We start from the raw sequence: 17,092 nt of genomic DNA, 5'->3' as shown, positions 1-17,092 counted from the left end.
GCCTGAGCGCACTGCCCCGCGCCCGGGCCGCACGGCCGCCCGACCCGCCGCCGCGCGCTATGCTTGCGCCTTTCCTGACCTGCGCGAGCGCCCCACCATGCCCCCTGAGATCGAAGCCGTAGACGCCCAAAAGCACCGCCGCGGGCTGTCGCGCATCTGGCACGCCTATGGCTATTCCGTGGCCGGCCTGGTCACGGGCTTCAGGGAATCGGCCGCCTTCCGCCAGGAAGTACTGCTGGCGCTGTGCCTGCTGCCCGCCAGCGTCTGGCTGGGGCAGACCTGGGTGGAAACCGCGCTGCTGGCCGTGGTCGTGGTGCTGGTGCTGATCACCGAGCTGCTGAACACCGGCATCGAGGCAGCCATCGACCGCATCGGCCCGGAATGGCACGCCCTGTCCAAGATGGCCAAGGACGTGGGCAGCGCTGCCGTGCTGCTGAGCCTGCTGCTGTGTGGCGGCGTCTGGGCGGCGGCACTGTACCAGCGCTTCGGCGGCTGATTGCCCGCACCGCCGCCGTGCTGCGGCGCGCGCCGTACACTGCGCAGTCACTGTTTCTTCGAGGGCCCACCCCGTGTTCACCGGCATCATCCAAGCCGTGGCAAGCATTGCCGCGCTGCACGACCAGGACGGTCTGCGCACCTTCACCATGGAATTTCCCGCAGGCTTCTGCCAGGACCTGGCGATTGGCGCCAGTGTCTCGCACGACGGCGTGTGCCTGACGGTGACCGAGCTGCTGTCGCCCACCCGCGCCACCTTCGACGTGATGCTGCAGAGCCTGAACATCACCACCCTGGGCCAGTACCAGGTGGGCGACGTGCTGAACGTGGAGCGCGCTGCCAAGGATGGCGCCGAAATCGGCGGCCACCCGCTGTCCGGCCATGTCGACTTCACCGCGCCGGTGCTGGAGGTGCTGAGCACCGAGACCAACCACAAGATTCGCTTCGGTATTCCCGAGGCCTTCCGCCCCTACGTGTTCGCCAAGGGCTACATCGCCATCAATGGCGCCAGCCTGACGGTGGCAGAGGTGGACCGCAAGGCCGGCTGGTTCGAGGTCTGGCTGATCCCAGAGACCCTGCGCATGACGGTCTTCGGCCACAAGCGCGTGGGCGACCTGGTCAACATCGAGATCGAACGCAGCACCCAGGTGGTGGTGGACACGGTGCGCGAGACCGTCGAGGCCAGCCTGGGCCGCCTCAAGCCGGTGCTGGAAGCCCTGCTGCAGGAAAAAGGCCTGCGTCTGGACGACTTCGTGGACATGCCGCGCATGTCGTCCTGAGCCAGACGATTGCATACCCCAACGGCCTGTCACGCTGATACAGCGTGCGCAGGCTGCTCTTTTTTCAGAGCTGCACGGCGGCAGCGCGGGCGCATGCACCGGCACCGGCGGCAGGGTGATGCCGGAACTCGATGGCACCTGCCAGCGAGCGCCCTGCGGGCCCACCTGCACCGGCCTGCTGCGCGAGCCCACGCTCGGCCCAGGCTGCTGCGGTGGCGGCAGCGCCTGCAGGCCCCACGCCACGCCATCGCCCACCACGAAACCGGCCACCGGGCTGCTGCGTGCAGCGGGGGGCAGGCCACGCCCCCAGACAGCCCCAGCGGAGCAGGCCCTGGCCGGGCACGGCGCTGGCCGCCAGCGCACCATGGCAGGGCAGGGTCATGCAGGGCCCACATGACCTCCTTCCGTTTCATCGTTATGACAGGGCCAACATTTACGGGATAGTTGATGCAAGTGCTTGACGCAGCGCAGCCACCACGATCTGCCGCGATCAGCACGACCTTTGCCCCGCCTGCTGTTTTGGAAGGAAAAGAAGAATGCGCTTTCTGGTACGTCGCCTCACCCTGGCCTGTTCGCTGTTGACCGCCGCCCTGGGCGCCCACGCCCAATCCGTGGAGGGCAGCACGCTGTCCAAGATCGAGAAGGCCGGCAAGGTCGTGATCGGGGTGCGCGAAAGCTCGGCCCCGATGGCCTATGCCCTGGGCTCCAACAGCAAGTTCGTGGGCTACCACGTGGAACTGTGCGAGAAGGTGCTGGCGCAGATCGCCCCCAAGGCCACCATCGAATACCTGTCGATGACGGCGCAGAACACCCTGCCCCTGGTGCAGAACGGCACGGTGGACCTGGGCTGCGGCCCGACCACCAACAACCTGGGCCGCCAGAAGCAGGTGGCCTTCGCCCTGACCACCTACGTCAGTGAGGTGCGCATGGCCGTGCGTGCGGATTCGCCCGTGACCTCGTTCAAGCAGCTCAACGGCAAGACCGTGGCCGCCTCGGCCGGCACCACCGCCGTGCAGCTGCTGCGCAAGTACGGCCGCGAGCACAACGTGGAACTGCCCACCGTGCTGGGCAAGGACCACTTTGAAAGCTTCCTGATGCTGGAGTCGGGCCGCGCCGAAGCCTTTGTGCTGGACGACAACCTGCTGGCCGGCGTGATCGCCAACTCCAAGGCGCCCCAGGGCTACAAGATCGTTGGCGAGGTGCTGGGCTCGGAACCCATCGCCCTGCTGTTCCGCAAGGACGACCCGAGCTTCAAGCAGGCCGTGGACGGAGCGCTGCGCCAGATGATGCAGTCCGGCGAAGTGGCCAAGATCTACGACAAGTGGTTCATGCAGCCCATCCCGCCCAAGGGCGCGCCGCTGAACCTGCCCATAGGCGACACGCTCAAGCGCCTGATGCAGGAGCCCAACGACAAGCCGCTGGAAGCCTACGCCAGCTGAGCGGGCCGCGCGCCCGGCCGCCCGGTAGCTATGCCAACCGAAGCGGCTGGCGCACGCAAGTAATGGGCTTCACACCCATTGCGACTTGCAACCGAATCAGGAGCTGCGCCAGCAGCTCCTTTTTTTATGGCTTCGCCGGCGCCGACCAGCCCTCGGCCGAGGCCAGCATGAAATCGCCCGCGGCCGCCTGCAGCCAGGTGCGCAGCGCCTGCAGCGGCGGGTAGTCGCCGCGGCTGGTGGGCCAGACCAGGTAGTAGCGCTCGGCGCTTTCCATCTCCGGCAGCTGCGGCAGGGCGCGCACCAGGTCGCCCTGGGCCAGCTCGCGCTCGATCAGAAAGCGCGGCAGCAGCGCCACGCCGACGCCGGCAATCGCCGCCTGCGCGGCAGTGGCGAACTGGTCGAACAGCATGCCCTGCGGATCGCCACTGGTCACGGCATGGCCGTGCAGCCAGCGCCGCCACGCATCCGGGCGCGAGGCCAGGTGCAGCAGCGGCGCCTGCAGCAGATCCTGCGGCTGGCTGAAGCCGTACTGCGCCTGCACCTGCGGGCTGCAGGCCGGCACCACGGTCTCGGTCATCAGCAGCGCCATCTCGGCCCCCGGCCAGTGCGGCAGGCCGAAATGGATGGCCGCGTCCACGGCCTCGAGCTGGAAGTCGAACTGCGACAGCCGCGTGGTCAGGTTGATGGTGATGCCAGGGTGCGCGCTGAGGAACTGCGGCAGCCGCGGCGCCAGCCAGCGCGTGCCGAAGGTGGGCAGGATGGCCAGGTTCAGGCTGCCGCCCTGGGGGTTGGCCTTGAAGCCCAGCGTGGCACTGGCGATGCGCGCCAGCGCGCCGCGGATCTCCTGCGCATAGGCATGGCCGGCGGGGCTCAGGCGCACGGTCTGGCGCTCGCGCACGAACAGCTCGGCCTGCAGGCGCTCTTCCAGCGCGCGGATCTGCCGGCTGACGGCGCTTTGCGTCAGGTGCAGCTCGGCCGCCGCTGCCGTGAAGCTCTGGTGCCGCGCCGCCGCCTCGAAGGCGCACAGCAGGGACATGGGGGGCAGGAAACGGCGGGACAGCTGCATGGAAGAACACTCCGGGGGGACAAGAGCGGCACGCGCCCGCCAGCGGGCCGCGCGCCGCAGGTCATTCTGTATGGGTATGACCTGGGGGCCAGATTATCGTTTGACCCAGGTCAATCCACCCCCCTACATTCCCCCATACGCAGGGGCGCTGCCGGTGCCGCCACATGGCCGCCCCGCCCCTTTCCCCAGGAACCCGACTGCCCCACCCTCATGAGCACCACGCACCACACCCCTGCCCACCTGGTCTCCAGCGACGAGATCCGCACCCGCTTCTCGCGCGCCATGTCCGAGATGTACCGCACCGAGGTGCCCCAGTACGGCACGCTGGTGGAGCTGGTGGCCGACATCAACGCCCAGGTGCTGCAGGCCGACCCCGCCCTGCAGGCGCAGATGGCGCACAGCGGCGAGCTGCCGCGCCTGGACGTGGAGCGCCACGGCGCCATCCGCGTGGGCACGGCCCAGGAGCTGGCCACGCTGCGCCGCCTGTTTGCCGTCATGGGCATGCAGCCCGTGGGCTATTACGACCTGTCGGTGGCCGGCGTTCCCGTGCACTCCACCGCCTTCCGCCCGGTCACGGATGCGGCCCTGCTGGCCAACCCGTTCCGCGTCTTCACCTCGCTGCTGCGCCTGGAGCTGATCGCCGACCCGGCCCTGCGCGCGCAAGCGGCCGCCATCCTGGCGCGGCGCAACATCTTCACCCCGGGGTGTTGGACCTGATCGCCCAGGCCGAAGCCGCCGGCGGCCTGGACAGTGCCGACGCCGACCGCTTCGTGCAGGAAGCGCTGGAAACCTTCCGCTGGCACAGCGAAGCCACCGTGGATGCGGCCACCTACGCGGCGCTGCAGCAATCGCACCGCCTGGTGGCCGATGTAGTGTGCTTCAAGGGCCCGCACATCAACCACCTGACGCCGCGCACCCTGGACATTGACGCCGCCCAGGCCGCCATGCCCGCGCGCGGCATGGATGCCAAGGACGTGGTCGAAGGCCCGCCGCGCCGCGCCTGCCCCATCCTGCTGCGCCAGACCAGCTTCAAGGCGCTCAAGGAGGCCGTGCGCTTCACCGATGCCGGGGCAGACCGTGCCGGCGCGCACACCGCGCGCTTCGGCGAGATCGAGCAGCGCGGCGTCGCCCTGACGCACCAGGGCCGCGCCCTGTACGACCGCCTGCTGGGTGAGGTGCGCAGCATGGGCAATGCCGGCAGCGCCGCGGCCGACTACCCCACGCGCCTGGCGCAGGCCTTCGCCCAGTTCCCCGACAGCCACGCCGAGCTGCGCCGCCAGGGCCTGGCCTTCTACCGCTACAGCCTGACGGCCCAGGGCCAGGCGCAGGCGGGCGACCTGGCGGCCGACGCTGACCTGGAGCAACTGCTGGCCCAAGGCCTGGTGCAGGCCGACCCCATCACCTACGAAGACTTCCTGCCCGTGAGCGCGGCCGGCATCTTCCAGTCCAACCTGGGCGGGGATGAGCAAAAGCACTACCAGGCCCACGCCGCGCAACAGGCCTTCGAGGCCGACCTCGGCGCCCCGGTGCTCGACGAGATCGCGCTGTACGCGCAGGCGCAGCAGCGCTCCATCGACGCCGTGCGCGCCGCCCTGGGCGCCGTGGCCGCCTGAACGCCCCGCCTGGCCCCTGCGGCCGGAGCGATCCGGCCGCCACCTGACTGGATTGCCCTGTATGCACACCCCTTCCACGGCGGACGGCATGGCCGCCTTCGCCCCGCTGTTTGCCGAGCCCGCGGGCTCGCCCATCCGGGAGCTGTTCCCCTACCTCAGCCGCCCCGGCATGATTTCCCTGGCGGGGGGCTATCCCTCGCCCAGCCTGTTCGACGCCGAGGGACTGGCGGCGGCGGCCACCCAGGCCCTGGGTCAGGGCCCGGCGCTGCTGCAATATGGCGCCACCGAAGGCCTGCCCGCGCTGCGCGAAGCCCTGGCCGGGCAATGCCAGGCGCGCGGCATGGCGGCCGCCGCCAGCGACATCCTGGTGACCACCGGCTCGCAGCAGGCGTTCGACCTGCTGGTGCGCGTGCTGGTGGCCCCCGGCGACACCGTGATGGTGGAAGTGCCGGCCTACCCCGCCACCCTGCAGGCCCTGCGCCTGGCGCAGGCGCACATCGTGCCGGTGCCCATGGACGCCGAGGGGCTGCAGACCGAGGCCCTGACGCAGTTGCTGGCCGAGCTGCCCGCCGCACAGCGGCCCAAGCTGCTGTACACGGTGCCCAATTTCTCTAACCCCCGCGGCACCTTGCTGAGCGCAACGCGCCGCAGCGCCCTGGTGGAGCTGGCACAGCGCTATGGTTTTTGGGTGGTTGAGGACGATCCGTACGGCGAGCTGCGCTTCGACGCCGCCGTCGGGGACGCAACGCCCCCACCCGCCACCGTCTACGCCACCGCCCAGCAGGCGGGGAGTGCCGGGCGCAACCCGGTGCTCTACCTGTCCAGCCTGTCCAAGACCGTGGCGCCGGCGCTGCGCGTGGGCTGGATGCTGGGCGATGCCGCCGTGCTGCGCCGCTGCACCATCGCCAAGCAGACCGTGGACCTGTGTACCGCGCCGCTGACCCAGGCCATGGCCGCCTGCTACCTGCACAGCGGCCGCTACCCGGCCACGGTGGAGCGCGCGCGCCACACCTACCAGCAGCGCATGCAGGCCCTGGTGCAGGGGCTGCAACAGCACCTGCCCGGCGACATCCGCTGCAGCCCACCGGCGGGCGGGATGTTTGTCTGGGCCCAGATCGACCACGGCATCGACCCGCAGCGCCTGTTTGACGCGGCCGTGGCCGCCCAGGTGCTGTACGTGCCGGGGCAGGCGTTCTTCCCGCACGCCCCGGACCGCCACACCATGCGCCTGTCGTTCGCCGCGCCGGATGTGCCGCAGATCGAGCAGGCCGTGCAGCGCCTGGCCCACGCCGTGGTCCAGGCCCGCGACTGACGCGGCACGGTGGCGGGGAACGCCCCGCGCCTCAGTCCCAGGCGGGTGCCAGCCCTTCGGGGTTGGCCTCGCGGCCCTGTCATCAGCATCCCGAGTTCAGCGCCGTGCACACCGCATGCGCAGCAGGCATGGAGATCACAAGCGGCACCACCCAATATGCCGATGCCCCGCAAAAGCACTGCTTGCACCATCGCCCAGGAGCACTTCCTTTACCAGGCAGCACCACCGCAGTCACAAAGATGGCTTGCCCGTCCAACCTCGCTATGGCCGCAGTCTTGTGTCACTACGCTGCCATCGACAAAGCATGCAGCCTCACCGCAGCCGGTTTGTCGGCTGCGTCACGTACGCTTGGGGATAACGGCATAGCGCACTGCCCCCCAGAATGCGAATGACAGGGATATGCCGCACCAGACTTGGCCGCACTAATGCCAAAGCCTTGGAAATACAAGGTCATCGCCCCGAAATGTAACGCAAAGATACAATAAAAACACTTTGCACCATCTCGCTGCGTGCGCCGCATGAATACACCCGATCAACGATGTTTGGAAAGCAACTGGTGCAACTGAAACGCTAGGCGGTGTACCACAAGCAGCTTCACGGCATTCCGTACGCAAAAGCGTCGGTGCCCGCGATTCAGTACGCCGACACGAGCGTGCCCACGGACATCCCACACGGGGCGTTCTGCCTCCCTTGCGTCCATCCGTAGACAGCAGTTCCTTCCTTACAAGGGTTCTTGCGGCCATGTTCCACAAGCCTGCTATTCATGAAGGAGAAGACATATGGAATGGTTCAAGACACTCAAAGTCGGCACCAAGCTGATTGCTGGATTTCTTTTGGTTTCCATCATCGGGGGAATCATCGGCATCCAGGGCATTCTCAAATCTGCGCAGATCAATGATCTGGCAAAAGTAATGTACGAGCGAGAAACTGTAGGTCTGCGGCATGTAGCCGAGGCCAATATCCAGCTGATTGCGGCCAACCGATCCATCCAGAATGCCATCCTGTCGCACACCACCGAGGAACGCGACAGCAATCTTCGCGCTCTGAACGAGCGCATGACCCGGATTTACAAAGAACTGGCGACAGCAGAAAACACCTTCGTCACGGAACAAGGGCAAAACTTGCTCCAGAACACGCGCCAGGCCGTGCAAGCCTTCGAAGCAGGCACAAAGAAAGTGGCGCAACTGTTGCAGGCGGAAAGCGTGAACGAACGCCGCGCATCCACCGACCTGCTCTTCACGGAAGTGCGCCCTCTTGCCAACAAGGCTGACGACCTGATGACCGAGCTGGTCGAACGCAAGCGCTCCAATGCCGACAGGCTCAGCAGCGAGACCGATGCCATTTATGCAGGTATCCGGATGCTCTTGATCAGCCTGACCCTCGGCGGCATGGTGACTGGCGTGGCGATTGGTGTGCTGCTCACCCGCTGGCTCACACAGCAACTGGGGGGCGAGCCTGTGGATGTGGCCAACGCCGCAAGCGCCATCGCCGCAGGCGACTTGAGCACCCCCATCGACAACTCGCGCGCGCGCCCTGGCAGCGTGGTCGACGCCATGCAGCACATGCAGGCATCGTTGCGCAACGTCGTGCAATCGGTACGCAGCAGCAGCGACAGCATCGCCACCGGTGCCAACCAGATTGCCATGGGCAACGCCGACTTGTCGCAGCGCACGGAGGAGCAAGCCAGCAACCTGGAAGAAACTGCAGCCTCAATGGAAGAGCTCTCCAGCACCGTGCGCAACAACTCCGACACCGCCAAGCAGGCTGCGCAGTTGGCGCAATCAGCCAGCGGCGTGGCCACCAAGGGCGGAGAGGTGGTGCAGCAGGTCGTGCATATGATGGAGGAGATCAATGCCTCGTCCCAAAAGATCTCGGAGATCATTGGCGTGATCGACGGAATTGCCTTCCAGACCAACATCCTCGCACTGAACGCAGCCGTTGAAGCTGCCCGTGCGGGAGAACAAGGGCGCGGATTCGCCGTGGTGGCCTCCGAGGTCCGCAGCCTGGCAGGACGCAGCGCCGATGCAGCCAAGGAAATCAAGGCATTGATCGGCGACAGCGTGGAAAAAGTCGCAGCGGGGGGGCAACTGGTGAATGCTGCTGGCAACACCATGCAGGACATCGTGGAACAGGTTCGCCGCGTGACAGACCTGATCCTGGAAATCAATGCGGCCACCCTGGAGCAGACGTCCGGGATCGATCAGATCAACAACGCCGTGGTGCAACTAGATCAAGTGACCCAACAAAACGCAGCGCTGGTCGAAGAGTCTGCGTCCGCCGCTGAAAGCCTGAACCAGCAAGCCCAGCAATTGGTCCGTGCCGTCGCCATCTTCAAGCTGAACGCAGCCACGTCTTCCATGCACACACCCCATGCAGAAGCTCTGGTGCCCAGCTTGATGCAGCGCCGCTCGCATGCTGCAGCGCCTGCGCTGACAGAGTGACCCGCAGGCAAAGCATCTAGACCTTCGCCTTAAGAACGTGGACTCTTTGCCACCGCTGAAGCGCGGTTTGGCAGAGGTTGGATGGAGCTCCTCCCTGCGGGACATAGCTCCTTTCCAGCAGCTCTGAATAGAGCCTGCCGCATACGCTACTCAATCGCCCCCAGGCGGCACAAGCTCTGGGGGCGTGTTTTGTCAATCGAAACCCAGGCACATCGCATCTGTCCGCCGCCATGGAGGACTGCTACGCTCCCTGTGCGCTGGGTGCAATCAACACAGCATCAAGCCGCTAAAGAGGACTGCACCGCGGCCGCCACGGACAGCAGCTCCCGGTCGCCGTGGCGCTTGCCCACCAGCATCAGGCCGACGGGCAGTTCCCCGGCGGCGCGCGGCAGGGGCAGCGAGACCGCGGGCAGATCGTAGAAGTTGAACACCGAGGGATTGCGCAGCACCAGCATGTTGGTGCGGTGGAAGGTGTCGGCGTCGTCCAGGCTCTCGATGGTCGGCGCCACCACCGGCACGGTCGGCAGGGCCAGCAGGTCGAAGCCGGCCAGCGCGGCATCCAGCTGCGTTTGCAGCTGCGCCCGGGCCTGCTGCACCCCGACGTAATGGGCGGCCGTGATGGTCTCGCCGCGGCGAATGCGCGACAGCACCAGGGCATCCAGCTGATCGGTCTGGCCAGCGGACAGCAGCTCGCGGTGGATGTGTGCGGCCTCGGCGGCGATCAGCGTGCCCTGCTCCTGCAACTGGAACGGTGCGCCCAGCCAAGCGTCCAGATTCACATCCGTGGTGCGCACCTGGGCGGCGCGCAGCCCAGCCAGGGCCTGCTCGAACGCGGCCAGCACCTGGTCCTCGGCCTGGGTGAACAGCAGGCCACGTGGCACCGCCACGCGCAGGCCCGCCACCGTACGTGGCACCAGGGCGCCCAGGGCTGCTGGGCCAGCACGGCGTCCGTCTGGGCACAGTCCAGCACGCTGCGCGACAGCGGGCCCACCGTATCCAGGGAGAACGACAGCGGGAACGCCCCCTCGCGTGGCACCCGGGCCTGCGTGGGCTTGAACCCGGTCACCCCGTTCAAGGCTGCGGGAATACGGATGGAACCGCCAGTGTCCGAACCGATGGCGATCTCGCACATCCCCCTTGCCACGGCCACGCCGGCCCCGGACGAAGAGCCCCCCGGAATGCGCGCTGCATCCCGGGCATTGCCCGGCGTGCCGTAATGCGGATTGATGCCGATGCCCGAGAACGCGAACTCGGTCATGTTGGTCTTGCCGATGATGACCGCACCCGCGGCACGCAAGCGCTGCACGATCACGGCGTCGCGCTCGGCCGGCGCTGCCGTCTGCCGCACCTTGGAGCCCGCCGTCGTGGTCTCTCCCGCCACATCAAACAGGTCCTTGACGGACACGATGCGCCCATCCAGAGGTCCCAGGCGGATGCCGGCGGCCGCGCGGGCATCGGCCGCCGCGGCGGCCTGCAAGGCCGTGTCGGCATACACCTGGGTGAAGATGCGCGCACCTTCGGCGCCAGCATCGGCAATCGCCTGCAAAGCGGCGCTGGTGCGTTCGAGAGAGGTCGTGGTCATGGCGGTTTTATCAGGCGACTTCGGGCAAAACTTGAACTTCGTAACGGTGGCGCAGCGAACGCTGCAGCACGGGGTCGTGCAATTCCATCTCGAAATTCTGGGAGGGGCGGATGCCCCCGATGGCCGGTACGGTACCGCAGGTCATGACATGACCTTCGGCAAACGCCGTGGCACCGGTCGCCCCCAGATAGCCCTGGATCAGGTCTTCGGGGGTGCGCAGCGTGGCCATGGTGCCATCCTGGTAGGGCTTGCGCTCGCCATCTTCCACGATCCACGAGCGCAGGACCAGCGCATCGATGTGGTCCGCCACATCGGCGTACAGCCAGGCATCGGTGGCCGCGGGCTTGGCGCAGACCTGCTTGGACAGGGCCACGCTGTGGGCTTCCAGCTTGCGGTCGGTGTGGTCCGAGGCGATGCTCAGGCACAGCTGCCCCCCGGCCTGGAAGACCAGGGCTTCGACTTCGCCGGACGAATGCGGCCCCACGACCTGCACCACGCGCTCCTGGGTGAACTGGTTGTGGCCAATGCGGTAGTACAGGGGCACGCTGCTCGGGCGCGGTACACCCAGCTCCGCGAGCTCTTCGATGTGGTGCTCGATGGCGGCCATGTCACGCCCGGCCCAGCCGGCCACGATCAGGGTGTTCAGGTCCACATCCACCGGACGGGTTTGTCCTTGGGATTCAAGGTTGAAGGTGATTTTCATTGTCTTACCAATCTGTCCAGGCGTTCAATTAACCAAAGGTGGTGGGCATCCACATCGCAATCTGGGGAAAGAATGCGAGCAGCAACAACAGCAGGAACATGGCCGCGACAAAAGGCAGGGCGCCAATGATCACGGCGTTCATCGAGCCGGATTTGCGCAGGCTCTGAACCACGAACAGGTTCATGCCCACGGGGGGGGTGATGAGGGCGGCTTCGACCAGGATGATGATCAGGATGCCCAGCCAGATCGGGTCAAAGCCCAGGCCCACCATGACGGGGGCGACGATCGGGATGGTGGTGATCATCATGGACAGGGTTTCCATGAAGCAGCCCAGCACCAGGTAGAAGATCACCAGCACCAGCAGCATCCAGCCGGGCGACAGGCCCAGGCCGCCGATGAAGTCGGTGATGGCATTGGTCAGCCCGGTGGCCGACATGACGAAGTTCAGGAAGCCTGCGGCGATCACGATCAGCATGATCATGGCCGTGGAGCGCATCGTGCCCTCGACGGCTTCGCGCAGCATGCCCCAGCTCAGGCGCCCGTAGCAGGCGGCCAGCACCAGCGCGCCGAACACGCCCAGCGCCGCAGCCTCGGTGGGCGTGGCCAGGCCGGCGTAAATCGAACCCACGACGAGGAAGAAGATGCCCAGCGGCGGCAGCAGGTTGACCAGGCTGCGCAGGCGCTCAGCCCACGACGCATGGATCTTCTTGCCACCCCATTCGGGCTTGAGCACACAGGCGATGATGATCGTCAGGATGAACAGCCCGGCCAGCAGGAAACCCGGAATGATGCCGGCCAGGTACAGCTTGGGCACCGACGAGTTGGTCAGCACGCCATACAGCACCAGGTTGATCGACGGCGGAATCAGGATGCCCAGCGTGCCGCCCGCGGCCAGACTGCCGAGGAACAGCGACTCGTTGTAGCCGTGCTTCTTGATCTGGGGAATGGCCACCGTCCCCACGGTGGCGGAGGTGGCGACGCTGGAGCCGGAAGTCGCCGAGAACAGCGTGGAAGCCCCGATGTTGGCGTGCATCAGCCCACCGGGCAGCCAGGACAGCCACAGGCTCATGGACTGGTACATCTTCTCGGCCAGGCCGGCACGCAGCAGGATCTCGCCCAGCATGATGAACAAGGGAATGGCCACCAGCAGGAACTCGTTGTTGGAGTTCCACGAAATCTCGCCCAGCGCCCGCGACAGCGGAAGCATGGAGAACAGGGGGTCCAGGGTCAGCCCCAGGACGCCCAGCGCCGCACCGACCGGAATGCTCAGGCCGACCAGCAGAATCAAAAGGGTCAAGGCGGTCGCGATCATGCTGTTACCTGCTCTCTCTCGGATTGAATCAAACGCTCGCCGTTGGCGGCTTCTTCGTCAGCTTCTTCCTGGGCCGAACGCACGCCGCACAGGTGCTGCAGCGCGGCCAGGTCGCCCGTCACGATCAGGTAGGACGAGCGGGCCAGCATCAGCGCCATGACGATGCACATCCACACCAGACCCAGCAGCCACAGGCCTTGCGGGATCCACAGCGGGGTGGCCATGGTGGAGTTGGCGGTGGAGTTCTGCATCCACGATGCGGAGAAGACGTCCTTGGCATACCAGGTCAGGAAGACCATGAACACCCCCAGGGCCACCACCGACAGCCAGTCCAGGAAGGCCGCCACTTTCACCGGCAACAGCTGGTAGAGCACGTCGACACGCACGTTGGCGCGCTGGAGGGTGGCAAACGCCAGGGCCCAGCTGGTGCTGATGGCAAAGGCGAAACTGGAAAGCTCATCGGCACCGCCAGTATTGAAGCCCCAGAACTTGCGCGCAAACACGTCGAAGCAGATCAGCAGCACGCTGGCGATGATCAGCCCCCCGGCGGCCCACACCGCGTACTGCGACAGTCGCGTGGCGTAGCGCAGCGGGGCCCATGTTGTTGTGCTGGAGGAGTTCATGACTCTGTCCCTTCCTGAATGGGCAGCCAGGCCGCCCCATGACTCACCAACGGCTTACTTCTTGACGCTCACGTCGACGATGCTGCCCACGCTGGCATTGAAATCCGCCACGCACTGGGCGCTGCAGCGGGCCGCCCACTTGGGCAGGACCGATTCGCTGAGCACCTTCTTCAGCATCGCGCGGTCCGCCTCGGTGGGCTGCACCAGCACCATCTTGCCCTTGACCGCCTGCTTGCAGGCTGCGGCGCCGCTGTTGCAGTCATAGCCTTCCTGGGTCTGCTTGTCGGCCGCCACCCAGATGTCGTGCACCAGGTTGGAGAACTGGTCGGTGATGAGCTTTTGCACGCCGGGGTTCAGCTTGTCCCAGGCCTTCTGGTTAACGGCATGGATCTGCTGGTTCCAGTTGATGGGCAGGGCGTACAGATGGGTCGACACCTCGTACCACTTGGCCGAGTAGCCCGACAGGGAGCCGGTGATGGCGCAGTCCACCACCTTGTTCTGCAGCGCTGGCACCACCTCGCCGAAGGCCATGGTGACGCTGGAGCCGCCCAGGGCCTCGATCAGCTCCGCCTGGGTGCGGCTGCTGGTGCGCACCTTCTTGCCCTTGATGGAGGCCAGACCGGTGATCTCTGCATTGCAGAACAGGACCTGCGCCGGGTAAGTCGACATGCCCAGCACCTTGATGCCGGACTGGGCGTAGAACTTGGCGTAGGCTGGCTGGAAGGCCTCGGTCACGGCCCGCGCGATCTTCACGTTGGGGGCCAGGCCGGCCAGGTCGATCGCTTCATTGATGGGGTTGTCCGCCGCGAAATAGGCCAGGGTCGAGGTGCCGAACTCGATCACGCCGGAGCCCATCAGGCGCATCACTTCGGGGCCCTTCAGGCCCATATCATTGAAGCCCTTGATGTCCACGGTGACCTTGCCCTTGGACGCCTCGGGGATGGTCTTGGTCCAGAACGGCTTTTCGAAATCGTTGTACAGGCTGAGATTGCTCAAGCCACCCACCACCTTCAGCTTCGTCGCGGGCAGATCCTGCGCCTGGGCCGTCGCGGTGAAGGCGGTTGCGGCCAGGGCCAGGAGAGACAAGACGCGTTTCATGAGAAGTCCTTTCGGGATTCAAGGGCCAAAAAACAAACTTGGTGCAGGCCGCACCAAATTGAAGATGCTGTGAAATTTCACAATCACTTTAAAATCAGACACCAGAAATAAATCTAGGGTTTACCCAAATAAACTGATGTTTTTGTGAAATTTCACAAACATTTCTATTCGACTAGCAGAATCCATGCCACCGCATTTTCGTTATGATCTGCGCCAAAGCGCTGCTGCGCATGCCTAGAAAGAAGGGGAGGCTCGGATGGCTCGTGAGTTGAAAGTCGCTGAATCGAATGTGGGCATTTCACAGAACGAGCAGGCCTACACGCTGTTGCACGAGCGTGTCACCACGCTGGTCTACAAGCCCGGCGAGTACCTCAACATCGCCCTGCTGATGGAAGACCTGGGCATGGGGCGCACGCCCATCAATCACGCCCTGCACCGACTGGCCAACGAAGGCCTGGTCCAGATCCTGCCGCGCAAAGGCGTGATGGTCGCCCCCCTGTCGATCGACGATGCCCTGCAGATGATCGAGGTGCGCCTGGTCAACGAAGGCCTGTGCGCCAGGCTGGCGGCCCAGCACATCACCCAGGAGGAAGTGGCGCAGCTGCGCGACGTGGCCTTCGCCTTCAACCAGGCGGTGGCCCAACGCAAGATCACGGAAATGATGGCGCTGGACCGCAGTTTCCACGAGCTGATTGCCACCGCCTCGCGCAACCCCGTGCTGATGGACGTGCTGCGCGTGCTGCACGGCCGCTCACAGCGGTTCTGGGCCATCTCCCTGTCGCGCAGCGGCCATGTCGGCGAGGTGCAAAGCGAACACGCGCAGATCCTGGAGGCCCTGGCCACGGGTGATGCCGCCGCCGCCACACGCTGCGTTGAAGCGCACGTCCTCTCGTTTCGGGACTCCTTACTCAGCCAGCGCAGCGCCTGAATGCCGGCGCCCTGGGCCGGTGCATGCTCTGCACCAGGCGCGCAACGCGGCGGCGATGAAGCGCCCACTCTGCGGCCGCTTAGCGCGACTGGCAGGGCTTTCTCAATGACGACCTGCTGCGCGACCTACCGCGTGCAGCACGCCTACCAACGTCCCAACCTGCAGACCCAGGGCAATACCACGCGCCAGCGCACGCCGGCCTACCTGAACGCCACGAGCGCCTCGCAGGTGCAGGCTGTTGTGGGCCTTGCGGCTTTCGAGGTCGACCTGTCGGAACGGTTCAACGGAGGGCAGCGCAGCTGGTCGTTCACGCCGCAGATCAGCTTGCCGAGCTTTGACGCAGGCCACAACCGCGCCAACCTCGACCTGGCCACGCTGTTCAAAGTCCTGGGCGGGGGCTGGAACCCACCCCGCGCCGGGGGCACGTAACGGCCCCAACGGCGGGGCGGCGGACACCCGCCGCCTGCCACCCCATACCCAGCGCTCCCCCGGAGCGCTTTTTTATGCATAGCATGCTGCGCAGTCTGCAAGCGCATTTCCACGTGTTTTGATGCCGCATCAGGCTGCACACGCGCTGCAACACCCGGCGGGGCGGCCTGGCCCGGGCACCCGGGCTGGGCGGGCCTGCACCCCCACCGCCAGGGTTTCCGGTGATGCCTCACTCCGGGTGCAGATGGCCCGGCGTGCAGCGACCACCCGCCGTGGCCTCCTTCACCCCGATCGTTCGACGGACTCAGCCCGCAGGGCCGCGGTGGATCGGCAGCCCGGGGGTGTCCAGCACGGTGGTCAGAATGCGGCCGTGCGTGGAATCGGTGACAAAGAGCTGCGTGCGCTGGGCCCCGCCAAACGCCAGGTTGGTGGTCGAACTGCCCGGCACGCCGCGCAGCACCTGCACCGGCTCCGCCCGGTGGTTCAGCACCCAGACGTAGCCCAAGCCCGGGTTGGCCACTAGCACATGGCCCTGGGCGTCCACCGCCAGACCGTCCGGGCCGCTTGGTCCGTACGAGGTGAAGAACTGGCTGACCTTGGCCACGCTGCCATCGGGCAGCAGGGGCACGCGCCACACGCAATTGCCGCGGGTGACCGCCAGGTACAGCACACGGCCATCGGGCGACAGGGCCACGCCATTCGGGCTGGGCACGTTGTGCAGCAGCAGGTCCAGCTGGCCATTCGGGCGCAAGCGGTACAGACGGCCGCTGGGGTCGTGCAGGCCGCTCTGGCCCTGGTCGGTGAAGTACAGGTTGCCTTCGGCATCGAAGACCAGGTCGTTCACGCCCTTGAAGCGCTCGCTGTTGCGCCGCTCCAGGAACGGGGTGACGGTGCCGCTGGCCACATCCAGCTGCATCAGGCCGTTCTTGTAGTCGGTGATGAGCAGGGTGCCGGGGCGCAGGAACTTCATGCCATTCGGTTCGCCGTCGTACTCGGCCACCAGGCTCCAGGCGCCCTGTGCATCGATGCGGAAGATGCGGCCCCAGGGGATGTCGGTCACGTACAGGTGGCCGGCCTCGTCCAGCACCGGACCTTCAAGGAAGGAATCGGTGATGGTGCCGCCCCGGTTGGCATCGGCCCAGGCGCTGCGCTGGGCACGGCGGAAGGCATCAGGCATGGTGCTGAACGTGTCCAGTTCACGGACTTCGGGAGGGTGCAGCAAAACATGAAAGCAGCTTTCTTCGGGATGGAATCAGGGCCCGACCGGGCTGG

15 protein-coding genes and 1 pseudogene are annotated in these 17,092 nt (G+C 66.2%); 8 read left to right on the top strand and 8 right to left on the bottom strand.

All coding sequences use genetic code 11. The features are described from left to right. Positions 1-97: 97 nt before the first annotated feature. The 3 genes from SJH88_RS04720 (at position 98) to SJH88_RS04710 (ending at position 2,713) form a co-directional block, all read left to right on the top strand. Positions 98-496 (top strand): diacylglycerol kinase, encoded by a 399-nt coding sequence (locus SJH88_RS04720; RefSeq protein WP_154164982.1) that lies wholly within the window; start codon positions 98-100, stop codon positions 494-496. Between the two features lie 73 nt (positions 497-569). Next, positions 570-1,274: a riboflavin synthase subunit alpha gene (locus SJH88_RS04715; protein ID WP_274753737.1), complete on the top strand. Its 705-nt coding sequence runs from the start codon at positions 570-572 to the stop codon at positions 1,272-1,274. 536 nt (positions 1,275-1,810) lie between these two features. Next, a complete protein-coding gene (locus SJH88_RS04710) occupies positions 1,811-2,713 on the top strand; it encodes a transporter substrate-binding domain-containing protein (protein WP_274753736.1) in 903 nt (300 codons plus the stop codon). Between the two features lie 124 nt (positions 2,714-2,837). Here the strand turns inward: SJH88_RS04710 and SJH88_RS04705 are convergent, their stop codons facing one another. Further along, complete coding sequence (locus SJH88_RS04705; RefSeq protein WP_043381743.1) at positions 2,838-3,779, bottom strand: LysR family transcriptional regulator; 942 nt, start codon at positions 3,777-3,779, stop codon at positions 2,838-2,840. Positions 3,780-3,989: 210 nt separating this feature from the next. Here SJH88_RS04705 and hglS point away from each other — a divergent pair. The 3 genes and pseudogenes from hglS (at position 3,990) to SJH88_RS04690 (ending at position 9,145) form a co-directional block, all read left to right on the top strand. Continuing rightward, positions 3,990-5,392, top strand: a pseudogene (gene hglS, locus SJH88_RS04700) (2-oxoadipate dioxygenase/decarboxylase HglS). A 61-nt stretch (positions 5,393-5,453) separates the two neighbouring features. Beyond that, positions 5,454-6,704, top strand: coding sequence for an aminotransferase-like domain-containing protein (locus SJH88_RS04695; RefSeq protein ID WP_274753735.1), 1,251 nt, complete (start codon positions 5,454-5,456; stop codon positions 6,702-6,704). 779 nt (positions 6,705-7,483) lie between these two features. After that, entirely contained in the window at positions 7,484-9,145 is a 1,662-nt protein-coding gene (locus SJH88_RS04690; protein ID WP_274753734.1) for a methyl-accepting chemotaxis protein, read from the top strand. Between the two features lie 278 nt (positions 9,146-9,423). On the opposite strand, the gene SJH88_RS04685 is transcribed toward SJH88_RS04690, so the two are convergent. Genes SJH88_RS04685 through SJH88_RS04660 form a run of 6 tightly spaced genes read right to left on the bottom strand, consistent with a single transcriptional unit; the run spans position 9,424 to position 14,463 of the window. Beyond that, the gene (locus SJH88_RS04685) at positions 9,424-10,032 is read right to left on the bottom strand and encodes an amidase family protein (RefSeq protein WP_274753733.1); all 609 of its coding nucleotides are present in this window, start codon (positions 10,030-10,032) and stop codon (positions 9,424-9,426) included. After that, complete coding sequence (locus SJH88_RS04680) at positions 9,921-10,727, bottom strand: amidase family protein (RefSeq protein ID WP_274753732.1); 807 nt, start codon at positions 10,725-10,727, stop codon at positions 9,921-9,923. The genes SJH88_RS04685 and SJH88_RS04680 overlap by 112 nt, the downstream gene beginning before the upstream one ends. A gap of 10 nt (positions 10,728-10,737) precedes the next feature. Then, positions 10,738-11,430: a DUF2848 domain-containing protein gene (locus tag SJH88_RS04675; protein WP_274753731.1), complete on the bottom strand. Its 693-nt coding sequence runs from the start codon at positions 11,428-11,430 to the stop codon at positions 10,738-10,740. A 28-nt stretch (positions 11,431-11,458) separates the two neighbouring features. Then, positions 11,459-12,742 (bottom strand): TRAP transporter large permease, encoded by a 1,284-nt coding sequence (locus SJH88_RS04670; RefSeq protein ID WP_274753730.1) that lies wholly within the window; start codon positions 12,740-12,742, stop codon positions 11,459-11,461. Next, positions 12,739-13,365 (bottom strand): TRAP transporter small permease subunit, encoded by a 627-nt coding sequence (locus SJH88_RS04665; RefSeq protein WP_260674271.1) that lies wholly within the window; start codon positions 13,363-13,365, stop codon positions 12,739-12,741. Before SJH88_RS04665 ends, SJH88_RS04670 begins: the two co-directional genes overlap by 4 nt. A gap of 54 nt (positions 13,366-13,419) precedes the next feature. After that, positions 13,420-14,463 carry a TRAP transporter substrate-binding protein gene (locus SJH88_RS04660; RefSeq protein WP_274753729.1) on the bottom strand — a complete coding sequence of 348 codons (1,044 nt, stop codon included), beginning with the start codon at positions 14,461-14,463 and terminating at the stop codon, positions 13,420-13,422. Between the two features lie 256 nt (positions 14,464-14,719). Here SJH88_RS04660 and SJH88_RS04655 point away from each other — a divergent pair, with 256 nt between their 5' ends. Then, a complete protein-coding gene (locus SJH88_RS04655) occupies positions 14,720-15,391 on the top strand; it encodes a GntR family transcriptional regulator (protein WP_183302183.1) in 672 nt (223 codons plus the stop codon). Positions 15,392-15,496: 105 nt separating this feature from the next. Further along, positions 15,497-15,820 carry a hypothetical protein gene (locus SJH88_RS04650; protein WP_274753740.1) on the top strand — a complete coding sequence of 108 codons (324 nt, stop codon included), beginning with the start codon at positions 15,497-15,499 and terminating at the stop codon, positions 15,818-15,820. Between the two features lie 304 nt (positions 15,821-16,124). On the opposite strand, the gene SJH88_RS04645 is transcribed toward SJH88_RS04650, so the two are convergent. Further along, entirely contained in the window at positions 16,125-16,997 is an 873-nt protein-coding gene (locus tag SJH88_RS04645; protein ID WP_274753739.1) for an SMP-30/gluconolactonase/LRE family protein, read from the bottom strand. Between the last annotated feature and the right edge of the window lie 95 nt (positions 16,998-17,092).

The sequence above is a fragment of the Comamonas sp. GCA5 genome (genome assembly GCF_036541385.1).
GTDB lineage: Bacteria > Pseudomonadota > Gammaproteobacteria > Burkholderiales > Burkholderiaceae_C > Comamonas > Comamonas aquatica.
Note: the sequence above shows the minus strand (reverse complement) of the source record. Positions and strands in the feature narration are given on the sequence as shown.

Excerpts from the sequence above, each read along its gene's own strand:
- SJH88_RS04720 (WP_154164982.1), top strand. The coding sequence starts at position 98 with ATGCCCCCTGAGATCGAAGCCGTAGACGCCCAAAAGCACCGCCGCGGG.
- SJH88_RS04710 (WP_274753736.1), top strand. The coding sequence starts at position 1,811 with ATGCGCTTTCTGGTACGTCGCCTCACCCTGGCCTGTTCGCTGTTGACC.
- SJH88_RS04705 (WP_043381743.1), bottom strand. The coding sequence starts at position 3,779 with ATGCAGCTGTCCCGCCGTTTCCTGCCCCCCATGTCCCTGCTGTGCGCC.
- SJH88_RS04695 (WP_274753735.1), top strand. The coding sequence starts at position 5,454 with ATGCACACCCCTTCCACGGCGGACGGCATGGCCGCCTTCGCCCCGCTG.
- SJH88_RS04690 (WP_274753734.1), top strand. The coding sequence starts at position 7,484 with ATGGAATGGTTCAAGACACTCAAAGTCGGCACCAAGCTGATTGCTGGA.
- SJH88_RS04680 (WP_274753732.1), bottom strand. The coding sequence starts at position 10,727 with ATGACCACGACCTCTCTCGAACGCACCAGCGCCGCTTTGCAGGCGATT.
- SJH88_RS04675 (WP_274753731.1), bottom strand. The coding sequence starts at position 11,430 with ATGAAAATCACCTTCAACCTTGAATCCCAAGGACAAACCCGTCCGGTG.
- SJH88_RS04670 (WP_274753730.1), bottom strand. The coding sequence starts at position 12,742 with ATGATCGCGACCGCCTTGACCCTTTTGATTCTGCTGGTCGGCCTGAGC.
- SJH88_RS04665 (WP_260674271.1), bottom strand. The coding sequence starts at position 13,365 with ATGAACTCCTCCAGCACAACAACATGGGCCCCGCTGCGCTACGCCACG.
- SJH88_RS04660 (WP_274753729.1), bottom strand. The coding sequence starts at position 14,463 with ATGAAACGCGTCTTGTCTCTCCTGGCCCTGGCCGCAACCGCCTTCACC.
- SJH88_RS04655 (WP_183302183.1), top strand. The coding sequence starts at position 14,720 with ATGGCTCGTGAGTTGAAAGTCGCTGAATCGAATGTGGGCATTTCACAG.
- SJH88_RS04650 (WP_274753740.1), top strand. The coding sequence starts at position 15,497 with ATGACGACCTGCTGCGCGACCTACCGCGTGCAGCACGCCTACCAACGT.
- SJH88_RS04645 (WP_274753739.1), bottom strand. The coding sequence starts at position 16,997 with ATGCCTGATGCCTTCCGCCGTGCCCAGCGCAGCGCCTGGGCCGATGCC.